We start from the raw sequence: 21992 nt of genomic DNA, 5'->3' as shown, positions 1-21992 counted from the left end.
GGGTGAGCGAACGCAACCAACAACGTTGCGGCGACAAGTACCACCTGTATTACTCAAAGTAATTGGTGTTGCAGCCAGGCGGCAAATGAGTGAATTCCGATGAGTTGACGCCAGTCAATGATTCGGGTGAGCGAACGCAGCCAACAACGTTGCGGCGACAAGTACCACCTGTATTACTCAAAGTAATTGGTGTTGCAGCTAGGCGGCAAATGAGTGAATTCCGATGAGTTGACACCAGTCAATGATTCGGATGAGCGAATGCAGCCAACAACGCTGCGGCGACAAGAACGAAGAGTAAAAATGAAAACCTCCGCAATATGCGCATAAAGCGGAGGTGATCCCTCAGTCTGACAGAGAGCCGCTTAAGCGGTCACAGCCCTGTCCTCCATGGCTTGTCGCCAACCTCCTAACCAATGCGATCTGGCGTCTAAAGCTTGATAGGGACAAATTTCCCTTGAACGCCCTGAAATACCTGCTTGATACCCGCGTGACAACGCCCTTTCCAGGCGATCTCTTTTCTGTCTCTTCATGCCTCGTTTCCCTCATCTTTCGGTCTGGTGGAAAGAAAACAGTGACCACTTTATGTGCAGTCACAATTAAGTGATAGACCTTAGGAAACAGAAAAGCAATGCGCAAAATTCACGCCAATGTCATATTTGTGAGCTATGCCCGCTGAATTTGCTAAGTGATTGATTTGGGGTGAATGAAGGTAAAATATTGATATTAAACAAAAAACCCTCTTTCGCAGTAATTTTTCATTAGCAACGAAAGAGGGTTTGACTGATATTAGACTAAATTAGAACAAAATATTACTTAACGTTTTGTAACTGAGCAGCAATAACCTTGGCTTCCTGCTGCCAGCCCTGCGCCAAGGTTCGGATCAGAGCATCGTAGCCGTCTTCACTCTGTTTAAGTTCGAGATCGAATGGCTGCTTAATCAACTGTCCCTGATGTTTCAGTATCCACACACCACGAATAACGGCGCGACCATCATAGCGGCCATGGAAGCCGGTTACAGTCACATTGAGGACATCCTGATCGCTATCCAGTGGTTGTGAAGAGACCAACCAACCCGGCAGCGCATTACTCAGATTGGTTACCAAGGTTTGCTGCAACTGTTGATCCAGTGGACTGGCCCACAGGTTGTTGCTGGCAATGACATACTGTACATCATTGGTTTGGTATACCACTCCCGTCGCAGCCAGATAATCAGCGACACCAACATGTTCAATCCATAATTGCCTTGAAGCAACACTACTACTGACCGTAGCAGGCGCGCTGAGTGCCGGTAACTGATAGTAGGTTTTGCCGGGTTCGCTACTGCAAGCGCTAAGTAACAGCGCTGCGAGAACTGCCATCCATTTCATCATTTTTTGGCCTTCTTAGGCTGAGGATCCTGACTTCCTGCCGCTTCAAATACCAGCGCGTTACTCTTCTCATTCAGCGTACGCAATACTGGCTGTAATTCACGCAAGACCTGATCTAACCGTTGCATATCACCCACCATCTTGTTGTAGGCCGGTGAACCTGGCTGGAAGCCTTTCATGCTACGATTCAACTCATTCAGGGTTTTTTGCAGATCTTTGGGGAGATCCTGCATCGCCGGGCTTGAGGTGATTGCGGTCAATGCCGCCAAGGTTTTCTGAGTTTCACGCATCGTTTTCTGACTTTCAGCCAGTGTCTTCGTGACTTCATTCACCATTGGATCCAGCGGTAGACTATTAATCTTATCCAGTGTTTGCATCAATTTCTGCTGAATTTGCGCTAAGCCACCACTGACGGTGGGCAGCAATGGATAGCCCGCCACTTCCAACGGCCCTTTCCACGGTTTGGCATCTGGGTAGAAATCCAGATCAATAAACAGCGCACCCGTCAGCAAGTTCCCTGATTTCAATGAGGCACGTAGCCCGCGTTCTTTGGCTGTTTTCAATATTTGCGCAAAGTTGGTATCCGAGCCTAAATCATCGCGGAAACGGCCTGGCTCAATGCGAATAAGCACCGGAATACGGAAATCATTATCAACCCGCTGCCGCATACCTTCGGTGAAGAACGGCACATCGGCTACAGTACCCACACGAATACCACGGAACTCTACCGGCGCACCAGACTGCAAACCACGTACAGAGTCGGAGAAGAACAACAAGAAATCTTCATGTTCCGTGAACAGAGAATTTTGAATGCTGCTGCGATTATCAAACAGTTTGAATTCAGCTTTATCTGCCGTGACCGGCTTGCCCAGATCCAAACCATCAGGCACATCGAAACTTACGCCACCACTGAAAAGGGTTGCCAGCGATGCCATTTCAACTCGCATTCCTTGTGATGATAGATCGACCGCTACACCACTGTCCTTCCAGAAACGGACATTGCTGGTGACCAGACTGTCATAAGGCGCACCAATAAATAACTGATAACGCATTAAGCGTGACTTAGCATCGAAGGTGCTGGTTTCTACCGATCCGACCCGGTAGCCACGGAACAATACCGGGTCGCCAGCATTCAACTGCCCAGCCTGTTCGCTGTCCAGAATGATACGCACCCCTTTAGCATCAGGTGAGGCCAGCGGTGGGGAATCCAATAAGGTGAATTCACTTAATGATTTACCTTTGCTACCCGGTTGCAGCTCAATGTAAGCACCGGAAAGTAGTGTTCCCAGACCAGATACACCCTCACGGCCAATCTGCGGCTTCACCACCCAGAAGACGGTATCGCTATGTAACAGGGTATTCATGCCTGAGCTGAGCCGTGCCTGCACGATAACATGGTTCAGATCCTCACTCAGCGTGACCTGCTCTACGATACCGACATCCACACTACGACTTTTTATTTTTGTTTTACCTGCTTCAATACCTTCGGCATTCAGTGTGGTCAATACCACCTGTGGCCCCTGGTGGCTGAAATGATAAAACAAAATCCATGCGCCAATCAGCACAGTGACAATCGGGATGATCCACACCGGCGACCATCGCTTGATTTTTTCAATTTCCGCCACATTCTGGCTGGGATTATTGTCCGTCACCTTGCGGCTCCTTTTGGGTTGATTCACTGATTCGATCCCAGGTTAAACGGGGATCAAAGGTTAATGCAGCAAACATTGTCAGAACCACTACCATGGCAAATAACAGTGCACCAATCGCTGGATAAATACTCATCAGTTGCCCAATACGGACTAATGAAGAGAGCACAGCAATAACAAAGACATCGATCATTGACCAACGGCCAACAAACTCCACGATTTCATAGATGAAATGCATCCGTTCAGTATCGCTATTACCTTTACCTTTTGCATCCCAACACAGCCAGGCAATCGCTAACATTTTTAACGATGGCACCATGATACTGGCGATAAAAATCACCATCGCCACCGGATAAGAACCTTCGCTCCACAAGAAAATGACCCCCGCCATAATGGTAGAACCCATTTGACTCCCCAGACTTTCGGTAATCATAATCGGCATCAAATTAGCCGGAATATAGAGCAGAATCGAGGTGATCAATAGGGCCATCGTCCACTGCAAGCTATGGCGACGACGAACATAGCCATGAGTATGGCAGCGCGGGCATTGCACCTGGGATTGCGGCAAAATTGCGGTACAACAAGAACAGGATCGCAACCCCTGACGCAAACCAGTACGGCCCGCAACCAACGGGAGCTTCAGTTCAGGAGCCGGAGCAATATCCTGCCACATCCAATGACGATCGACACATTGGAAGGCGCGGACTTGTAACAGACAAAATAGGCAATAGGGGATAAAACTGCTGCCAATACCGATGTCGCCATACGCCATCAGTTTGACAAAGCTCACCAGCACACCGGCGAGGAAGATCTCAACCATGCACCAGCTTTTAAATTGGAATAACGCTTTCGCGATTGCGGCTTTCAAGTGGGCTGGCATCCGCACCCGCAGGCAAAGCAGGATGATGGCTACCATACAGAATGCCGGTATCAACTGAACCAGTACCATAAATAACGTTGCCATGCTGGCATAGTTATCTGACACCATGACTCTGGGTATTTGGAGTAAGGTAATTTCGCTGGTGATCCCGGCCACACGCATGTTGACGAACGGGAACATATTAGCCAGCAATAGCATAAATAGTGCGCTAACCGCGTACCCCACAGGGCGCTTGCGTGGCTCATCCCACCTGGCAGTCAGTGTGGTTTTGCAACGCGGACATACCGCTTTGGTGCCATAAGGCAGCGTGGGTAAGGCCACCGACATGTCGCACTGCCGGCACAGGATGACATTCCCTGACTGCCCGCCGTGTTTAGGCTCAATAACAGAATACAATATCTATGTCCTTACGGCTGGCCTGTATATCCCTTCATCTTTCAACATGCAGATGGTTGGCTGTTCCGTTACTCCGCCATCCGTGGTTCTCGCCTCTACCAGGCCGCTGCAAGCTACCTTCCTGCACGTTGAAATCTATTGGGTATTGTTGAACACCGTTCTATCAAGAGACTTACTATAACAATAGACATAATATCGTATTGCACGTCATCTGGTAGAACGGCGGTTACACATTTTTAACCGTTTTTCTGAGCTTCCAGCTCTTCCCAACGACCAAATGCTACTTCTAACGCCTGTTCAGTATCAGCTAATGCTTTCAAGACCTGTTGTGTCTCTTCATGCGGGCGGGAGAAGAAATCTGCGTGACCAACTTCAGCCTGTAACTCACTGATTTCATTTTCCAGTTTTTCTAGCTGTTGCGGTAACTGATCCAACTCACGCTGTAAGTTATAGCTCAACTTACCCGGGCGTTTAGCGGCGGGTGCATTACTCTTAACCGGTGCCGCAGCTTTGGTTTCTTCAACTTTAGCCGCTACCTGACGGATAGGTTTTGCCTCAGCACGTTGCTGATGCGCATCATAATAGCCGCCAACAAAACTATTGATCTGGCCATTACCTTCAAAGATCCAACATTCAGTCACTGAGTTATCAACGAATTGACGGTCATGGCTTACCAACAACACTGTGCCCTGATAGCTATCAACCATCTCTTCCAACAACTCCAGTGTTTCCACATCCAGATCGTTGGTCGGTTCATCGAGGATCAACAAGTTGCTAGGCTTAAGGAATAATTTAGCCAATAACAGGCGATTACGCTCACCACCAGACAGCGCTTTCACCGGTGTCATTGCGCGTTTAGGGTGGAACAAGAAGTCTTGCAGGTAACCTAGTACATGACGCGAGCGGCCATTTACCATCACTTCTTGCTTACCTTCTGCCAGGTTATCCATCACCGTACGTTCGGGATCAAGTTCTGCCCGATGCTGGTCAAAATAAGCCACTTCCAACTTGGTGCCACAATGTACTTTGCCGCTGTCCGCTTTAAGCTGACCGAGCATCAGTTTCAGTAATGTCGTTTTACCGCAACCATTTGGGCCCACCAGCGCGATTTTATCGCCACGCTGTACTTGTGCGGTAAAATCTTTCACTAATACTTTGCCATCAATCTGATAGTTAACATTCTCCAGATCAAAGACAATTTTGCCTGAACGCACGGTCTCTTCGACTTGCATCTTGGCTGTGCCCATCACTTCACGGCGTTCTGAACGCTCCATGCGCAGCGCTTTCAGCGCGCGCACACGGCCTTCGTTACGGGTGCGGCGCGCTTTGATACCTTGGCGTATCCACACTTCTTCCTGCGCCAGTTTGCGGTCAAATTCAGCGTTTTGCAGCTCTTCAACCCGCAGTGCTTCTTCTTTGCTGGCAAGATACAGTTCGTAATTCCCTGGCCATGACACCAATTTGCCACGATCAAGGTCGACAATACGGGTCGCCATCGCGCGGATAAAGGAGCGGTCATGAGAGATAAACACGATGCTGCCCTGGAATTCTTTCAGGAAGCCTTCCAGCCAATTAATGGTTTCGATGTCCAAATGGTTGGTCGGTTCATCCAGCAGCAGCACTTTCGGCGAGCTTACCAGCGCACGGCCTAGTGCTGCTTTACGCAACCAACCACCTGACAGTGATGAAAGTTCGGCATCAGCAGATAAACCAAGTTGAACCAGCACTTCCTGAATGCGGCTATCTAATTGCCACAAACCTTGATGGTCCAGAATCTCCTGCAATGCCGCCAGACGATTGAGGTTCTTCTCACTTGGGTCTAACTCAACCTGATGCAAGCTGGCGTGGTAGGCTTTTAAATGTTCAGCCTGTTCCTGCACGCCTTCAGCCACAAAGTCAAACACGGTACCGGCCACATTGCGTGGTGGGTCTTGTTGCAGACGCGCCACAATCAAATCTTGCTCATAAATGATGCGGCCATCATCCAGTGCTACTTCTTTGCTCAAAATTTTCAATAAGGTGGATTTACCTGCGCCATTACGGCCCACCAGACAAACGCGCTCGTTTGCCTCAATATGCAATTCAGTATTATCCAATAAAGGTGCATCGCTGAACGACAGCCAGGCACCGGACATGCTAATTAACGACATAGTTTCTACTTTTCCTCGTGGCTGTGGGTGACCAGCCAACAGTTGTGGATTTGACGATTACGGGCAAAGTCTTCTGATTGTGTCTGAGCTGTTATCTCTTTCGCTTCCAGCCCTAACGCCTTTATCCCGTCCAAATCCATCTGGAAACCGCGCTTATTGTTCGAGAACATGATTGTTCCCTTACGGCGCAGTAACCGTTTAAGTTCTTTCATCAGCACTAAGTGATCGCGCTGAACATCAAAGGTGGTCTCCATACGCTTGGAGTTGGAGAAAGTCGGTGGATCAATGAAGATCACATCGAACTGCTCATCAGTGTTACTGAGCCATGAAAGGCAATCAGCCTGAATCAAGCGGTGTTGTTGGCCAGTTAAGCCATTCACCCGCAAATTCTTCTCGGCCCACTCCAGATAGGTACGCGACATATCAACCGTCGTGGTACTGCGCGCACCACCTAAGCCGGCATGAACACTGGCCGTACCGGTATAGGCAAACAGGTTAAGGAAGTCTTTACCCTGGCTCATTTTACCTAGCATCTGGCGAGCGATACGGTGATCAAGGAACAGACCGGTATCGAGGTAATCGGTCAGGTTAACCCATAGCTTGGCGTTATATTCACTCACCAGCAGGAATTCACCTTTTTGTGCCAGCTTTTCGTATTGGTTTTTGCCCTTCTGGCGCTCACGGGTTTTCAATACCAATTGATTGGATGGGAGATCCAGTACCGCAAGGGTGGCATTAATCACATCAAATAAGCGCTGGCGGGCCTTTTGCGCATCAATCGTTTTCGGCGGCGCATATTCCTGTACCACCACTTTGCTGCCGTAACGATCGACGGCCACATTATAATCAGGCAAATCGGCATCATACAGACGGTAGCATTCGATACCCTGCTGTTTGGCCCACTTATCCAGCTTTTTCACGTTTTTACGTAGACGGTTGGCATAATCTTCTGCCACCTGAACACCCGCAGCACCCTGTGGATTCGCCGCTAACTGATAATTTTTCTGCACGCAATCCAGCGGGCCATTTTTCGCTTTAAATTCACGTTCCGCCCGCAGTTGCAGGCAACTCAGCAATTCCGGTGATGCACTGAACAGCGATAAACGCCAGCCACCAAATGCCGATTTCATGATGCGACCGAGCATATTATGCAATGCAATCAATGCCGGCTCGCTTTCCAACCGCTCACCGTAAGGCGGGTTACTGATAACCGTGCCTACCGGCCCTTCCGGCAATGGGTTCACTAACTTACTGACATCATTGGCATTGAAGCTAATCAGCTCCGATACCCCAGCACGGCGGGCATTAGCACGCGCCATTTCGATAACTCGTCTGTCGATGTCTGAACCGAAGAAGCGAGAAGTGGTTTCCTGCAAACCATTGCGGGCACGCACTTGCGCCTCGGTGGTCAATTCACGCCATAGCACTTCGTTGAAGGCACTCCAGGCGGTAAAGCCCCAATGGGCGCGATGCAAACCTGGGGCGCGATCAGAGGCTATCATTGCCGCTTCAATCAGCAATGTACCGGAACCACACATCGGATCGACCATCGGTGTACCTGACTGCCAGCCAGAACGCTGGATAATTGCCGCTGCCAGGTTTTCTTTCAGGGGAGCCTGACCGGTCAAATCACGGTAGCCGCGCTGATGCAGCCCTTCACCACTGAGATCCAATGCCACACTGGCCATATCCCGTTGTAGGAAAACATTCACCCGAATATCCGGTTGCTGCTTGGCAACCGTTGGGCGCTGCTCCAACTTACGGGTAAAGCTGTCAACAATGGCATCTTTTACTTTCAATGCACCGTACTGGCTGTTGCGGATTTCATCATTCACGCCGCTAAAGTGCACAGCAAAGGTTTTATCCACACCAAAAATTGACGGCCAGTCGATCGCCTGCACCCCGAGGTACAAGTCCAAATCGCTGTAAACTTTAAATTCGTTAAGCGGTAACAAGATGCGCGAAGCCAGGCGGCTCCACAGCAGGCTTTGGTACATGAGTCGATCGTCACCCTGAAAATGTACCCCACCCTGTACTATTTTACAGTCGTGAGCGCCCAGCGCTTCGAGTTCGCTTTTTAACAGTTCTTCCAGTCCACGCGCCGTGCTGGCAAACAGAGAGTTCATATCGCACTATCACCAAAAAGAAAATTGTTGCGCATTATAGCTAATCCCAGCAGCTTGTCATAAAGTTGCTCCTTCTTATTTAATACTCGCACGGAGGCAATGGTGATTACCCTCTCCCGACTCTACGTTCATCCGGTGAAATCCATGCGCGGCTTGCAGCTTTCTCATGCTCAAGTCAGCAGCAGTGGGCTGGCCTTTGACCGCGTATTTATGATTACCGAACCGGATGGCACTTTTATTACTGCGCGCCAAAATCCGCAGATGGTGTTGTTCACCCCGGCATTAATGCCGGACGGTTTATATCTCACGGCGCCCGATGGCGAGAGTGCCAGTATCCGCTTTAATGATTTTTTAGCCAATGCTGAACCAACGGAAGTCTGGGGAAATCATTTTACGGCGCTAATTGCCCCTGAGACCATCAATAACTGGCTCAGTGGCTATTTTCAGCGTGAAGTGCAATTACGCTGGCTCGGTGCCCAGTTAACCCGCAGGGTGAAGCCGATGCCAGAGATTCCACTGTCTTTTGCTGATGGCTTCCCTTATCTGCTCATTAACGAAGCATCATTTAAAGAACTACAGCAACGCTGCCCTGGCAGTATTAAATTAGAACAGTTTCGCCCGAATTTAGTCGTAACCGGTGCCAGTGCATTTGCCGAAGACAGTTGGCAGGTGATTCGCGTTGGAGATATCACCTTTGATTTGGTTAAGCCATGCAGCCGTTGTGTATTAACCACCGTCAGCGTAGAACGCGGGCGGAAACACCCCGCCGGTGAGCCATTACGAACACTACAGACATTCCGAACTGCGGAAAATGGCGATATCGATTTTGGCCAGAATATGGTGGCCAGGAACAGCGGTATTATTCGGATAGGCGATGAAGTAGAAATTCTGTCAACCAAACCACCACGGCCATACAGTGCAGGTGCCATAGTTGAAAGCCTGGCGGCACCACTTGAGCAATCCAAAGCGGTATCGATTGAATATAACGGCATTCGCTTTAATGGCAATAATCAGCAGGTATTGCTGGAACAATTGGAACAGCAAAATATCCGCATTCCTTATTCATGCCGGGCTGGGATATGTGGTAGTTGTAGAATTACATTAGTGAATGGCGATGTTGCGCCTTTAAAACAGAGTGCCATTGGCAACGACGGAACTATTCTTTGTTGTAGCTGTATTCCCACAGGGGATATTACCCTCAGCGGTAAATAAGATAATCCCGATAAACTTACTCTCTGCACGCAGCTAACCACTATACTGCGGTATGAAGGGGAATTATACCGCTCGGTCGAAAGCTGGGGCGGTATAAACCTCTGCAATGATAAGTGGCAACAAACGGTCATTCATTATCTTAATGGCATCACCTAATACCATCTGCCGTCCAGCTAATACCACTTGTGATTGTGCTAATAAACACAAACTTGCCGAATCACCCGACTCAACCACTAACAAGCGAACATCTTCACCACTATCCAATACTTTAACTAACGCCAACTCACCATTTTTTGGCATCAGCGCTTTAGGATATTGTACAAAATACCAACTTTTGGGCATTAGTGGTTTTAGGAAACGAAATGCGACCAATGCATTTAACACCAATTCTGAACGTTGTTCATGGCTCAATTTAATTTGGCGACATTGATCTTCGAATTCAAAATAGAGTGCGGCATCGTCGACACAGAATGCGGATTCATCGAAAGCATCTGGGGTTAGCATTTTAGACGGGAAACGCGAGCGAAATATCATACCATTAGCTAAATCCAACATCAGTCGGTCGTGTTCGGTATCAAAATACCAACGCCATTTATCATCTGGTTTAATTCGCATATTTTTCCTTCCCGCCATGCTGCTAACATCATTGACTCAATAACTGAGTTCTTCGCCCATCAAATGGGATTAATTTCATATAACCGCATCATACTTCAAACAGCATGTGCGTTGGCGGCTCTCGTTACTCAGCCCATCCATGAAGTTCGCCGCTACGAGAACACTATAAGCCGCGTTCAAATCAGTTCACGACCACTTTGTTATTCGATTACCGCTTACCTGCAACTCACATTATTTAGGTATAGGGCTTTCGCTGTATATTTAATCTACCGGAGTAAAATATAGACGAGCCGGAGGAAGAAATAAACCCCCCGGCCAGTAATGAAGTTAAATAATTAGATATGAGTGATGATATTCTTAATCAAACCAGGCCCACGGAAGATAAAGCCGGAATAAATTTGAATCAATGAAGCACCTGCCGCCATTTTTTCGCGAGCGGCAGTAACCGAATCAATTCCACCTACCCCGATAATTGGCAGACGCCCTTGCAGTTCTTGCGATAAGCGACGAATGACTTCCGTGCTACGTAATTGTAATGGTCGGCCACTTAAACCACCGGCTTGTTCGCAATAATTTAATCCCTGAATGAGAGAGCGATCTAACGTTGTATTAGTGGCAATAACGCCATCTATATTATGGCGAACTAAACTGTCAGCTATTTGGATCAACTCTTCCTCGGTAAGATCCGGCGCGATCTTTACTGCCACAGGAACATATTTATGATGGCGCTGATGTAATTCAGTTTGTTTATTTTTAATTGCTGCCAACAAATCATCTAACGCTTCACCATACTGCAAAGATCGTAACCCTGGGGTATTAGGTGAGGAGATATTAATCGCAATATATCCCGCGTAAGGATAAATTTTATCCATACAAATCAAGTAATCTTCTTTACCTTGCTCTACCGGGGTATCTTTATTTTTCCCGATATTAATACCTAATATTCCGCCAAAATGTGATTTTTTGACATTTTCAATTAAGTTATCAACTCCGTGATTATTAAATCCCATCCGGTTGATCAAGCCTTCAGCCTCAACGATCCTAAACAACCTTGGCTTATCATTACCTGACTGTGGCCGGGGTGTCACCGTACCCACTTCGATAAAACCGAACCCCATCGCGCCCAGAGCATCAATACATTCACCGTCTTTATCCAGCCCCGCCGCCAAACCTAATGGATTTTTGAATGACAATCCCATACAGCTCACTGGTTTGGTTGGTACCGACTGGCGAACCAGGAATTCGAGTGGTGTGCCAGTAACACGTTTTAACTGCCGGAAAGTGAATTCATGGGCACGTTCTGGATCAAGCTGAAATAGTGCTTTTTTGACGAGTGGGTAGTACATGTGATCTCCTGACCGGCTTTCAACCTATGGATAGACGCGGGAATGGTAAATTTATCTATCAGGAAAGTAAACGATTGCTCAGTAAAGCCACGCAAAGAATTTCTTTGTTTAACTATATTGATAACAAGGTGTTAACTATTTGTAGGTCAAGAACCATAAAAAAGAGGGCATTGCTGCCCTCTGTGCTGTGAAGGTAACGTTAGTGGGCAGCGCTATTGGCTGATTTAGCCATTATGCGGCCAGTGCTTTAGTTATCTTCTCGTATAAATCACCGGACAGATTATCTAGCGTTTTAAGTTGCTCCAGCGCCTGGCGCATCAGAGCCTGACGGCCAGCATCATAACGTTTCAAGCGAATCAACGGCTCAATCAGCCGTGCAGCCACCTGCGGGTTACGGGTATTCAAATCACTGAGAATTTCGACCAGGAATTGATAACCACTGCCATCGCTGGCATGGAATGCCGCCGGATTACCCGAAGCAAAACTACCGACTAACGCACGAGTGCGGTTTGGATTGCTCAAACTGAATGCCGGATGCTTAAGCAAAGCCCGCACCTGTGTCAAAACATCAGCCGCCGGACTCGTCGCTTGCAGTGCAAACCATTTATCCATAACCAAACCATCATGATTCCAACGCATATCGAAGGCTGTAAGCAACTCATCACGGCAAGGTAATTGTGCAGCGACTGCCGCCGCCAATGCGGCCAGCGAATCAGTCATATTATCCGCCTGGTGGTATTGTGACGAGACCAACTTGTTAGCAAAGTCTTCATCAGCAAAAGCCAGATAATTCAGGCAGGTATTACGCAATGCACGCTTGGCAATATCACTGTGTTCAATACGATACACAGGTGTCATATTCGCAACATATACGGCTAACAGTTCATCAGACAATGCCTGAGCCAAACAACGAGTAATAGCCTCATGAACCGCACTGATCGCCAGCGGATCAATGGTAGTAAACAGCTCTGCTATTTCATTTTCTGACGGTAAGGTCAAGATCTGCGCTGCCAGAGCCGGATCAAGATTTTCATCGAGTAATACTGCCCGGAAAGCATCCGCAACGTGAGTGGGTAAACTCAGCGGCTGTTTCTGCTGATACTTGGCAACATTAAGTTTGATATAGGTTGCCAGCAAGCTCTGGGCAGCATCCCAACGAGAGAATTCATTACGCGCATGCTGCATCAGGAAAGTGAGCTGCTGATCACTGTAGGTATAATCCAGTTTGACTGGAGCGGAGAATTCGCGCAGCAAAGAGGGGATCGGCGTATGTTCAACATTATCAAAGGTAAATGTCTGCTCAGACTCGGTCACATTCAGGACATGATGGACCGGCAAGCCGTTTTTCTGTAGCGCAATCACATTTCCGTTACTGTCATATAGTTCAATATCTAATGGAATATGCAGTGGCAGTTTTTCCGGCTGGTCAGCGGTTGGTAAGGTTTTCTGGCTGACGTGCAGATGGTACTGCTGCTTCTCAGCATCATAGTCATCACGGATGGTCAGAATCGGAGTGCCGGACTGGCTATACCAGCGACGGAATAAAGAGAGATCGACATTCGATGCATCTTCCATTGCTTGTACAAAATCATCGCACGTTGCGGCACTACCATCATGGCGTTCAAAATAGAGCTGCATACCGGCCTGGAATTGTTGTTCACCCAGTAGGGTATGCATCATGCGGATAACTTCTGAACCCTTCTCATACACGGTAAGGGTGTAAAAGTTGTTCATCTCGATAACTTTGTCTGGTCGAATGGCATGGGCCATTGGGCTGGCATCTTCGGCAAACTGTGCGGCACGCATTACGCGTACGTTCTCAATTCGATTAACTGAACGTGAACCTAAATCAGAGCTGAACTCTTGATCACGGAATACCGTCAAGCCCTCTTTCAGGCTTAACTGGAACCAATCACGGCACGTGACTCGATTACCTGTCCAATTATGAAAATATTCATGTCCGATAACCGCTTCAATGTTCAGATAATCTTTATCTGTTGCTGTTTCAGCTTTTGCCAGAACATATTTAGAGTTGAATACATTCAGGCCTTTATTTTCCATCGCACCCATATTGAAGAAATCAACCGCGACAATCATATAGATGTCGAGATCGTATTCCAGACCAAAACGAGTCTCATCCCATTTCATGGAGTTCTTCAACGACGTCATCGCCCAGTCGGCGCGATCTAAATTACCGCGGTCAACAAAAAGCTCCAATGCGACTTCACGCCCGGAGCGGGTAATGAACTTATCGCGCAAAACATCAAAATCACCGGCAACCAGAGCAAACAGATAACAAGGCTTAGGGAATGGATCTTGCCATTTTACCCAATGACGACCATCTTCCAGTGTACCCTGCCCCACAGGGTTACCATTGGAAAGCAAATAAGGATAACGAGATTTGTCAGCCACGATGCGGGTCGTAAAACGGGCCAAAACATCAGGACGGTCTAAATAGTAAGTAATATGGCGGAAACCTTCGGCTTCACACTGGGTGCACAGCGCGTCACCGGAAAGATATAATCCCTCAAGTGCACTGTTGGTCGCAGGATGAATATCATTGACGATTGTCAGTGTGAAATGTGCTGGTAATTGCTCAATGACCAGCGAGTTATCCTGTAGCTGATAATGAGGCCAAACTTGCCCATCAACACTGATACTGACGAGCGTGAGATCCTCACCATTTAGAATCAACGGCGTCACATCTGCTACCTGACGTTTTACTTTACTGACCGCCGTTACCGTCGTTTTTTGCGCATCCAGTGCGAAGTCCAAATCGATATCGGTAATGGTGTAATCCGGCGATTTATAATCGTGACGGTATTTAGCTTGCGGCTGTTGTGTCATAGGAACCCTTTTGACGTCATCAGTGAATATGATTATCAGGTCTGTATTAATAGTCGTATAAGGCCAGTATCACGGCGACCAGAACATTGCTGTCAGCCCATTGGCCTCAGACTCAGATAGCTTTTCAATGTATCACAATTGTAAAAAAAACCTAGGTGAGAGCGAGTGCTATTACGGCAAATAACGCATTGAATGTGCTTTTTTCGAGCCGCCTCGCAGCTCATTTTCCTGCTTGCATTTGGTGAGCAAAATACCCGTTGATTTGCTCGGCATCGTCATTTCTGACAGCAGAATATGCCAATACCATCAGCACGGAACCCGACATCATGCACATTGCTCTTCATACATTAATAAGATTGAACATAGATTCAGACCTTTATTGAGAACCCAGTAGATGTCGATCCCCAGTTTGAAGAAGGTGATGGGTGGAATGCTGAATGGGATGGTTTAAATATCATTAATTCACACCATGTCTGGGTAGACCATGTCACGTTTAGTGATGGCCGTTTTACGATTGATCAATACACCGAGAAGGATGGCTGGAAGTTTGTTCAGCATGATGGCGCGTTAGATATTAAACGCGGCTCTGACTATGTCACGGTTTCTCACTGCCGTTTTGAATTACATGACAAAACTATTTTGATTGGTCATAGCGATAGTAATGCTGAGCAAGATGCAGGAACCATGCACGTTACATTCTTTAATAATTACTTTACGCGGATAATCCAGCGCACTCCGCGAGTTCGTTTCGCCAGCATACATCTCTATAATAATTTATTTGAGCAAGATAAATCAGATCCTATATATCCCTACGAATACAGCTATGGCTTGGGTTATCAGTCCAGTATTTTATCAGAGAAAAATATATTTTTGGTTAATGACCTTACGGCTGAATGTCGGGTAATGAAGGCGTTTAATGGCGGCGATAAAGTTAATGATGACGGCTCGACTTTTAACCATAGCCTTGCTGAACTCAACAATTGTGGGTTTGACGCTGATATCGGCAGGATCCCACCCTATGCCTATGATGTTGTAGCGCTTAGCCAAGAATTCATCGACCATATCCGCAATCAAGCGGGATCGGGGCTACCCTACGGCCATCTTCCCTGATTGCACTATCTAAGTCGATGTCTAAACATATAATATGATGTTTGCTATTTCCCCACATTGCTCTGCGTTGATTGTGATATCTCAATGATGGGGAAATACCCGCACCAGGCCGCCAAGGTGACCTCTGATAACCAACAGGAAACAAAGATTTACCTTTTGTTGCTCAGTAGTGCAATTTAATAACCCTATATTTTATAAGTTAATTTATCCTTTATTAGCTTAAACAGCTAAAAATCTGACCTTAAGGGCCAACACCACTAAAGAAAATAGCCGTTTCACTGATAATGGCACGTTTAATCCTAGACCTGTGATTAGCATTTATGGTGTGATGAGGCTTCAATAACAGGATAATACCGGTATACTCCTGCGACTTTATAGATTATGTCCAAAGTAATTGGTGTTGCCGGTCGGCGGCCAGTGAACGCATCACGATGAGCTTACATAAGTAGGTAATTCGGGTGAGTGAACGAAGCAGCCCTGACAACTTCAAGTACCAAGGGTATATGCTGACTGCGGAAAATGCTCCTACGAGGATGCTGTATAGCGCCATGACCCAAGACGCCTCACCGATTTTGACTTCACTGCTTGATACGGATGCTTATAAGCTCCATATGCAACAAGCCGTGTTCCATCGCTATCGCCATATTACCGTTGCCGCTGAATTCCGCTGCCGTGGTGATGAGTTGCTGGGCGAATATGCCGATGAAATCCGCCATCAGATAGCGCTAATGAAACAATTAGCGTTAACCGATGATGAGTTTACCTACCTCTCGGGGTTACCCTTCTTTCAAGATGATTACCTCAATTGGTTGCGGGATTTTCGTTTTAACCCTGAGCAGGTCACCGTATCCAATAATGACGGTAAATTAGATATTCGGATTGCCGGTTTATGGTGCGAAACGATTTTATGGGAAGTCCCTTTGCTGGCAGTGATCAGTGAAATCGTTCATCGGCGCCGGTCAGTCGGTGTCACAACAGCCGAGGCCGTCACACAACTGCGCAACAAACTTCAGCAGTTTAAGATTCTCAGCGCTGATATCGATATTAGTCATTTCAAGCTAATGGATTTTGGCTCCCGTCGCCGTTTCTCACGCGATATACAGCATGCTATTGTCAGCAGCTTAAAAGATGAGTTCCCCTATATTGTAGGTACCAGCAACTATGATTTAGCCCGCAACCTGGCATTAGCTCCGGTCGGTACTCAAGCCCATGAATGGTTCCAGGCTCATCAGCAGATAAGTCCGATACTGGCCAATAGTCAGCGCGTGGCACTACAAGTCTGGTTAGATGAGTACCCAAATCAACTTGGTGTCGCACTGACTGACTGTATTACCATGGATGCCTTCTTGCGCGATTTTGATGAGACATTCGCCAATCGCTATCAAGGATTGCGCCATGACTCAGGTGACCCGGTAGAATGGGGTGAAAAAGCTATCGCCCATTATGAAAAACTGGGTATTGACCCAATGAGTAAAACATTGGTGTTTTCAGATAATTTAGATCTGGAAAAAGCGTTGTCACTCTATCGCCATTTCTATCAACGAATTAAATTAGTGTTCGGTATCGGTACCCGTTTAACTTGTGATATTCCCGGCGTTAAACCGCTCAATATTGTCATTAAACTGGTTGAATGCAACAACAAGCCGGTCGCAAAACTCTCGGATAGTCCGGGTAAAACTATCTGTCAGGACCCGGCTTTTGTTGATGAGTTACGCGAAGCATTCGCCCTGCCGTTAGTCAAAAAGGCCAGTTAGTATCGGCCTGCATAATGAGGGTTCGTCGGGGCGTTAATATAGCCCGGCGAGCCACTTCACTTAGCCGTTTTCCCCTCACAACCACTTCCCAATTAAACCCAGCTCTGATTTGTGCCGCCTTTATTAAGGATAACGACAGAAATGTTGCACTGATCTGGTGATTTCTACTTGTGTCCTGCACTGCCGCAAGTAACATAGCAACATCCCCATTTGGTTGGGTTGTTAACTATTTCTATATCAAAACTATTAAAGAGAGAAATCTATGAGCGTAGTGCCTGTAGTCGACGTACTGCAAGGCCGTGCTGCGGTTGACAGTGAAGTCACCGTACGCGGTTGGGTGCGTACCCGGAGAGATTCTAAAGCGGGTATCTCCTTCGTTGCCGTTTATGACGGTTCCTGCTTTGACCCGTTACAGGCCGTCGTGAATAATGCTTTGCCTAATTATCAGGATGAAGTACTGCATCTGACTACCGGCTGCTCAGTAGAAGTCACTGGAACAGTGGTGGCATCACCAGGTGAAGGCCAGAGCTTTGAAATTCAGGCAACTGCTATCAAAGTGGTCGGCTGGGTTGATGATCCCGATACCTATCCGATGGCGGCAAAACGTCACAGCATCGAATACTTGCGCGAAGTGGCTCACTTACGCCCACGTACAAACCTGATTGGTGCTGTTGCCCGTGTCCGCCATACCTTAGCGCAGGCAATTCACCGTTTCTTCGATGAAAATGGTTACTTCTGGGTTTCTACCCCACTGATCACCGCTTCAGATACCGAAGGTGCTGGTGAAATGTTCCGCGTGTCGACGCTGGATCTGGAAAACTTGCCACGCACAGATACTGGAGCTGTCGATTTCAGCGAGGATTTCTTCGGTAAAGAAGCATTCCTGACGGTATCCGGTCAGTTGAATGGAGAAACCTACGCCAGTGCATTGTCCAAAGTTTACACTTTCGGCCCCACTTTCCGGGCAGAAAACTCCAACACCAGCCGTCATTTGGCGGAATTCTGGATGGTTGAACCTGAAGTCGCATTTGCTTCTTTAGATGACGTCGCCGCATTGGCCGAGAAAATGCTGAAATATGTTTTCCAGGCGGTGCTCAATGAACGTGCTGATGACATGAAGTTCTTTGCTGAGCGGGTAGATAAAGATGCGGTAGATCGCCTACAACGTTTTGTCACCTCTGATTTTGCTCAGGTTGATTACACCGACGCTATCGAGATTTTGCTGGCATCGGGCCAGAAATTTGAAAATGACGTGTCATGGGGCATAGATTTGTCTTCTGAACATGAGCGTTATTTGGCTGAGAAACACTTTAAGGCACCGGTAGTGGTTAAAAACTACCCGAAAGACATTAAAGCTTTCTATATGCGGATGAACGAAGATGGCAAAACCGTTGCAGCGATGGATGTATTAGCGCCGGGAATTGGTGAAATCATCGGGGGTTCACAACGTGAAGAGCGCTTAGATGTGTTGGACGCACGTCTGGAAGAGATGGGCCTCAATAAAGAAGATTATTGGTGGTATCGTGATCTGCGTCGCTACGGTACGGTACCGCATTCAGGATTTGGCCTTGGATTTGAGCGATTGATCTCCTATGTAACAGGGGTCCAAAACGTTCGGGATGTCATCCCATTCCCACGCACACCGAGAAATGCCAGCTTCTAAGTTCGTCATTTCGAAAAAAATGTTTATTTGTATAAATAAAAGCCAGCTCTGCTGGCTTTTGTCATTTTTTAAAGTTCGATCTAAGTCACAAAGTTCCCTGATATTTACATTTAGCAACACATAGTATCTCAATGAAACACATTCAGGCAATTGGTAGCATTTTCGGTGTGGATTATCAGGTCTGTGAATGGAACACTGCGTTCAGACACAGACGACACCAAACTCTCAACAATAGTTCCAAAAAAATTATTGGCGGCAGTGGCAGGTGTCCGAATAACACCAATGAGGGTAATAATAATGATGAAGCGCAATATTCTTGCAGTAGTAATCCCAGCATTGTTAGTAGCTGGCGCAGCTAATGCAGCAGAAATCTACAACAAAGACGGCAACAAACTTGATCTGTACGGTAAAGTTGACGCGCGTCACCAGTTCTCTGACAACGCTGGCCAAGACGGCGACGAAACTTATGTTCGTTTCGGCTTCAAAGGTGAAACCCAAATTACTAACCAACTGACCGGTTACGGCCAGTGGGAATACAACGTTCAGGCTAACCACGCTGAATCTCAAGGCGACAAAGGCAACAAAACCCGTCTGGGCTTTGCTGGTCTGAAATTTGATCAGTTCGGTTCATTGGACTACGGCCGTAACTACGGCGTAATCTATGACGTTAACGCATGGACTGACATGCTGCCAGTGTTCGGTGGCGACTCTATCTCTAACTCTGATAACTACATGACTGGTCGTTCTACTGGTCTGGCTACTTATCGTAACACCAACTTCTTCGGTCTGGTTGATGGCCTGAATTTTGCTCTGCAATATCAAGGCAAAAACCAGAATGACCGTGCTGGTTCTATTGACCCAGTTACCGGTGTTTACACTGGTGCTAACCTGAAAGATCAGAATGGCGACGGTTTCGGTATCTCTTCAACTTATGATATCGGTTACGGTGTGAACTTTGGTGCTGGTTTCTCTTCTGCAAACCGCACTAACGAGCAAAAAGCATTCAGTACTGCTGAAGGCGATAAAGCTCAGGCATGGAACGTTGGTGCTAAATACGACGCTAACAACGTATACTTGGCTGTAATGTATGCTGAAACTCAGAACCTGACTCCATACGGTGATTTTAGCAACACTATTGCTAACAAAACTCGTGATATTGAAATCACTGCACAATACCAGTTCGACTTCGGTCTGCGTCCATCTTTAGGCTACGTTCAGTCTAAAGGGAAAGATCTTAACGCGAATGGCGATAACCAAGATCTGTTGAAATATGTTTCTGTAGGTTCTTACTACTACTTCAACAAAAACATGTCTACCTATGTTGATTACAAAATCAACCTGTTGGACGAAAACGAGTTCACTCGTACTAACAAGCTGAACACTGATGACGTTGTTGGTGTTGGCTTGGTATACCAGTTCTAAGTTAAACTTAATCACGCAGTTTATCTGCTGACATAAGTTAAAAAAGACAGGGCTTCGGCTCTGTCTTTTTGTTTTTATCCTTAGCCAATAGAGGGATATTACGCTGTCGAATACGCTATTTTGCCGATTTTTCACCCTGAATTCCCCCGCCTCACAACATTCATTTCTTTTTATCGCAAACGGTTGGCAAAGACTGCAACTGGCGCTACCCTGATAGTTCTGTTTGCTTAACGCTAAGCCATGGAAGCCTCTGACATGTTTGAAAAAATCACTGCTGCACCTGCTGACCCGATTCTGGGCCTGACCGATATTTTCCGCGCGGATGACCGCCCTCATAAAATCAATCTGGGGATTGGTGTCTACAAAGACGAAACCGGTAAAACGCCGGTGCTGACCAGCGTGAAGAAAGCTGAGCAGTATTTGCTGGAAAACGAAGTTACTAAAAACTATCTGGGTATTGATGGCCTGCCGGTTTTCGCCAGTTGTACACAAGAACTGTTGTTCGGTGCCGACAGCGCTATTATTGCCGATAAGCGTGCGCGTACCGCTCAAACCCCAGGTGGTACCGGCGGGTTACGTATTGCTGCTGATTTTATCGCCCATCAGACCAGCGCTAAACGTGTCTGGGTCAGTAACCCTAGCTGGCCGAACCATAAAAATATCTTCGCCGCTGCAGGGCTTGAAGTGGTTGAGTATGCCTATTATGACGCTGCGAACCATTCACTGGACTTCGATGGGCTATTAAAAAGCCTCTCAGAAGCTCAGGCTGGCGACGTAGTGCTATTCCATGGCTGCTGCCATAACCCTACCGGTATCGACCCAACCGAAGCCCAATGGAGCCAATTAGCTGAGCTGTCAGTCGCCAAAGGTTGGCTACCACTGTTTGACTTCGCCTACCAAGGTTTTGCCAAAGGTTTGGAAGAAGATGCTCAGGGGCTGCGTATTTTCGCTGCCAAACATCAGGAACTGATCGTTTGTAGCTCTTATTCGAAAAACTTTGGTTTGTATAATGAGCGTGTCGGGGCTTGCACCATTGTTGCCGCTAGCAGCGACGTGGCCGATATCGCCTTCAGCCAGGTTAAAGCCGTTATCCGTGCTAACTATTCCAACCCACCAGCCCATGGTGCGTCAGTGGTTGCCACCATCCTGAGCAACGCGACATTACGCGCCATTTGGGAACAAGAACTGACCGATATGCGCCAGCGCATTCATCGTATGCGTCAGTTGTTTGTGAATACATTGCAGGAAAAAGGTGCGAAGCAGGACTTCAGCTTTATCATTAACCAGAATGGGATGTTTTCATTCAGTGGCCTGACCAAAGAACAGGTTCTGCGCCTGCGCAATGAGTTTGCTGTTTATGCTGTCAACTCTGGCCGGGTAAACGTTGCAGGTATGACACCTGATAACATGGCTCCGCTGTGTGAAGCTATCGTTGCTGTGCTGTGATTAAGCATC

At 47.3% G+C, this 21992-nt stretch carries 15 protein-coding genes; 6 read left to right on the top strand and 9 right to left on the bottom strand.

The genetic code is table 11. The annotated features are described in order from the left end of the window. Positions 1 to 362: 362 nt before the first annotated feature. From rmf to rlmKL, 6 genes are all read right to left on the bottom strand, one after another. The gene (gene rmf, locus V1956_RS10745) at positions 363 to 530 is read right to left on the bottom strand and encodes a ribosome modulation factor (RefSeq protein WP_005170911.1); all 168 of its coding nucleotides are present in this window, start codon (positions 528 to 530) and stop codon (positions 363 to 365) included. 279 nt (positions 531 to 809) lie between these two features. After that, the gene (gene pqiC, locus V1956_RS10740) at positions 810 to 1370 is read right to left on the bottom strand and encodes a membrane integrity-associated transporter subunit PqiC (RefSeq protein WP_083158464.1); all 561 of its coding nucleotides are present in this window, start codon (positions 1368 to 1370) and stop codon (positions 810 to 812) included. Beyond that, a complete protein-coding gene (gene pqiB, locus V1956_RS10735) occupies positions 1367 to 3019 on the bottom strand; it encodes an intermembrane transport protein PqiB (RefSeq protein ID WP_442825084.1) in 1653 nt (550 codons plus the stop codon). The genes pqiC and pqiB overlap by 4 nt, the downstream gene beginning before the upstream one ends. Next, entirely contained in the window at positions 3006 to 4292 is a 1287-nt protein-coding gene (pqiA, locus tag V1956_RS10730) for a membrane integrity-associated transporter subunit PqiA (protein ID WP_442825083.1), read from the bottom strand. Before pqiA ends, pqiB begins: the two co-directional genes overlap by 14 nt. A 236-nt stretch (positions 4293 to 4528) precedes the next feature. Next, complete coding sequence (locus V1956_RS10725) at positions 4529 to 6442, bottom strand: ABC transporter ATP-binding protein (protein ID WP_420071299.1); 1914 nt, start codon at positions 6440 to 6442, stop codon at positions 4529 to 4531. A gap of 5 nt (positions 6443 to 6447) precedes the next feature. Then, complete coding sequence (rlmKL, locus tag V1956_RS10720) at positions 6448 to 8568, bottom strand: bifunctional 23S rRNA (guanine(2069)-N(7))-methyltransferase RlmK/23S rRNA (guanine(2445)-N(2))-methyltransferase RlmL (RefSeq protein ID WP_083158461.1); 2121 nt, start codon at positions 8566 to 8568, stop codon at positions 6448 to 6450. Between the two features lie 99 nt (positions 8569 to 8667). Between rlmKL and V1956_RS10715 the strand changes: the two genes are divergently transcribed. Beyond that, the gene (locus tag V1956_RS10715; protein ID WP_372559321.1) at positions 8668 to 9780 is read left to right on the top strand and encodes a YcbX family protein; all 1113 of its coding nucleotides are present in this window, start codon (positions 8668 to 8670) and stop codon (positions 9778 to 9780) included. 63 nt (positions 9781 to 9843) lie between these two features. Here the strand turns inward: V1956_RS10715 and V1956_RS10710 are convergent, their stop codons facing one another. The 3 genes from V1956_RS10710 to pepN form a co-directional block, all read right to left on the bottom strand. Next, positions 9844 to 10395, bottom strand: a complete 552-nt coding sequence (locus V1956_RS10710; protein WP_083158459.1) for a cell division protein ZapC — start codon at positions 10393 to 10395, stop codon at positions 9844 to 9846. Positions 10396 to 10730: 335 nt separating this feature from the next. Further along, positions 10731 to 11741 carry a quinone-dependent dihydroorotate dehydrogenase gene (gene pyrD, locus V1956_RS10705; RefSeq protein ID WP_005184626.1) on the bottom strand — a complete coding sequence of 337 codons (1011 nt, stop codon included), beginning with the start codon at positions 11739 to 11741 and terminating at the stop codon, positions 10731 to 10733. A 231-nt stretch (positions 11742 to 11972) separates the two neighbouring features. Continuing rightward, the gene (gene pepN, locus V1956_RS10700) at positions 11973 to 14588 is read right to left on the bottom strand and encodes an aminopeptidase N (RefSeq protein WP_372559322.1); all 2616 of its coding nucleotides are present in this window, start codon (positions 14586 to 14588) and stop codon (positions 11973 to 11975) included. 366 nt (positions 14589 to 14954) lie between these two features. On the opposite strand from pepN, the gene V1956_RS10695 reads away from it, so the two are divergent. The 5 genes from V1956_RS10695 (at position 14955) to V1956_RS10675 (ending at position 21983) form a co-directional block, all read left to right on the top strand. Then, positions 14955 to 15698: a pectate lyase family protein gene (locus tag V1956_RS10695; RefSeq protein ID WP_442825801.1), complete on the top strand. Its 744-nt coding sequence runs from the start codon at positions 14955 to 14957 to the stop codon at positions 15696 to 15698. Positions 15699 to 16246: 548 nt separating this feature from the next. Next, positions 16247 to 17452: a nicotinate phosphoribosyltransferase gene (pncB, locus tag V1956_RS10690; protein WP_372559919.1), complete on the top strand. Its 1206-nt coding sequence runs from the start codon at positions 16247 to 16249 to the stop codon at positions 17450 to 17452. A 262-nt stretch (positions 17453 to 17714) separates the two neighbouring features. Beyond that, positions 17715 to 19115 carry an asparagine--tRNA ligase gene (gene asnS, locus V1956_RS10685; RefSeq protein WP_083158454.1) on the top strand — a complete coding sequence of 467 codons (1401 nt, stop codon included), beginning with the start codon at positions 17715 to 17717 and terminating at the stop codon, positions 19113 to 19115. A 300-nt stretch (positions 19116 to 19415) separates the two neighbouring features. Further along, entirely contained in the window at positions 19416 to 20537 is a 1122-nt protein-coding gene (gene ompF / locus V1956_RS10680) for a porin OmpF (RefSeq protein WP_372559920.1), read from the top strand. A 255-nt stretch (positions 20538 to 20792) separates the two neighbouring features. After that, positions 20793 to 21983 (top strand): amino acid aminotransferase, encoded by a 1191-nt coding sequence (locus V1956_RS10675; protein ID WP_420071297.1) that lies wholly within the window; start codon positions 20793 to 20795, stop codon positions 21981 to 21983. The last annotated feature ends 9 nt before the right edge of the window (positions 21984 to 21992 follow it).

Origin of the sequence: Yersinia sp. 2540 StPb PI, assembly GCF_052217165.1 — a bacterium.
Classification (GTDB): Bacteria; Pseudomonadota; Gammaproteobacteria; order Enterobacterales; family Enterobacteriaceae; genus Yersinia; species Yersinia enterocolitica_E.
The sequence above is the reverse complement of the archived record's forward strand: the minus strand, read 5'-3'. Positions and strand labels throughout refer to the sequence as shown.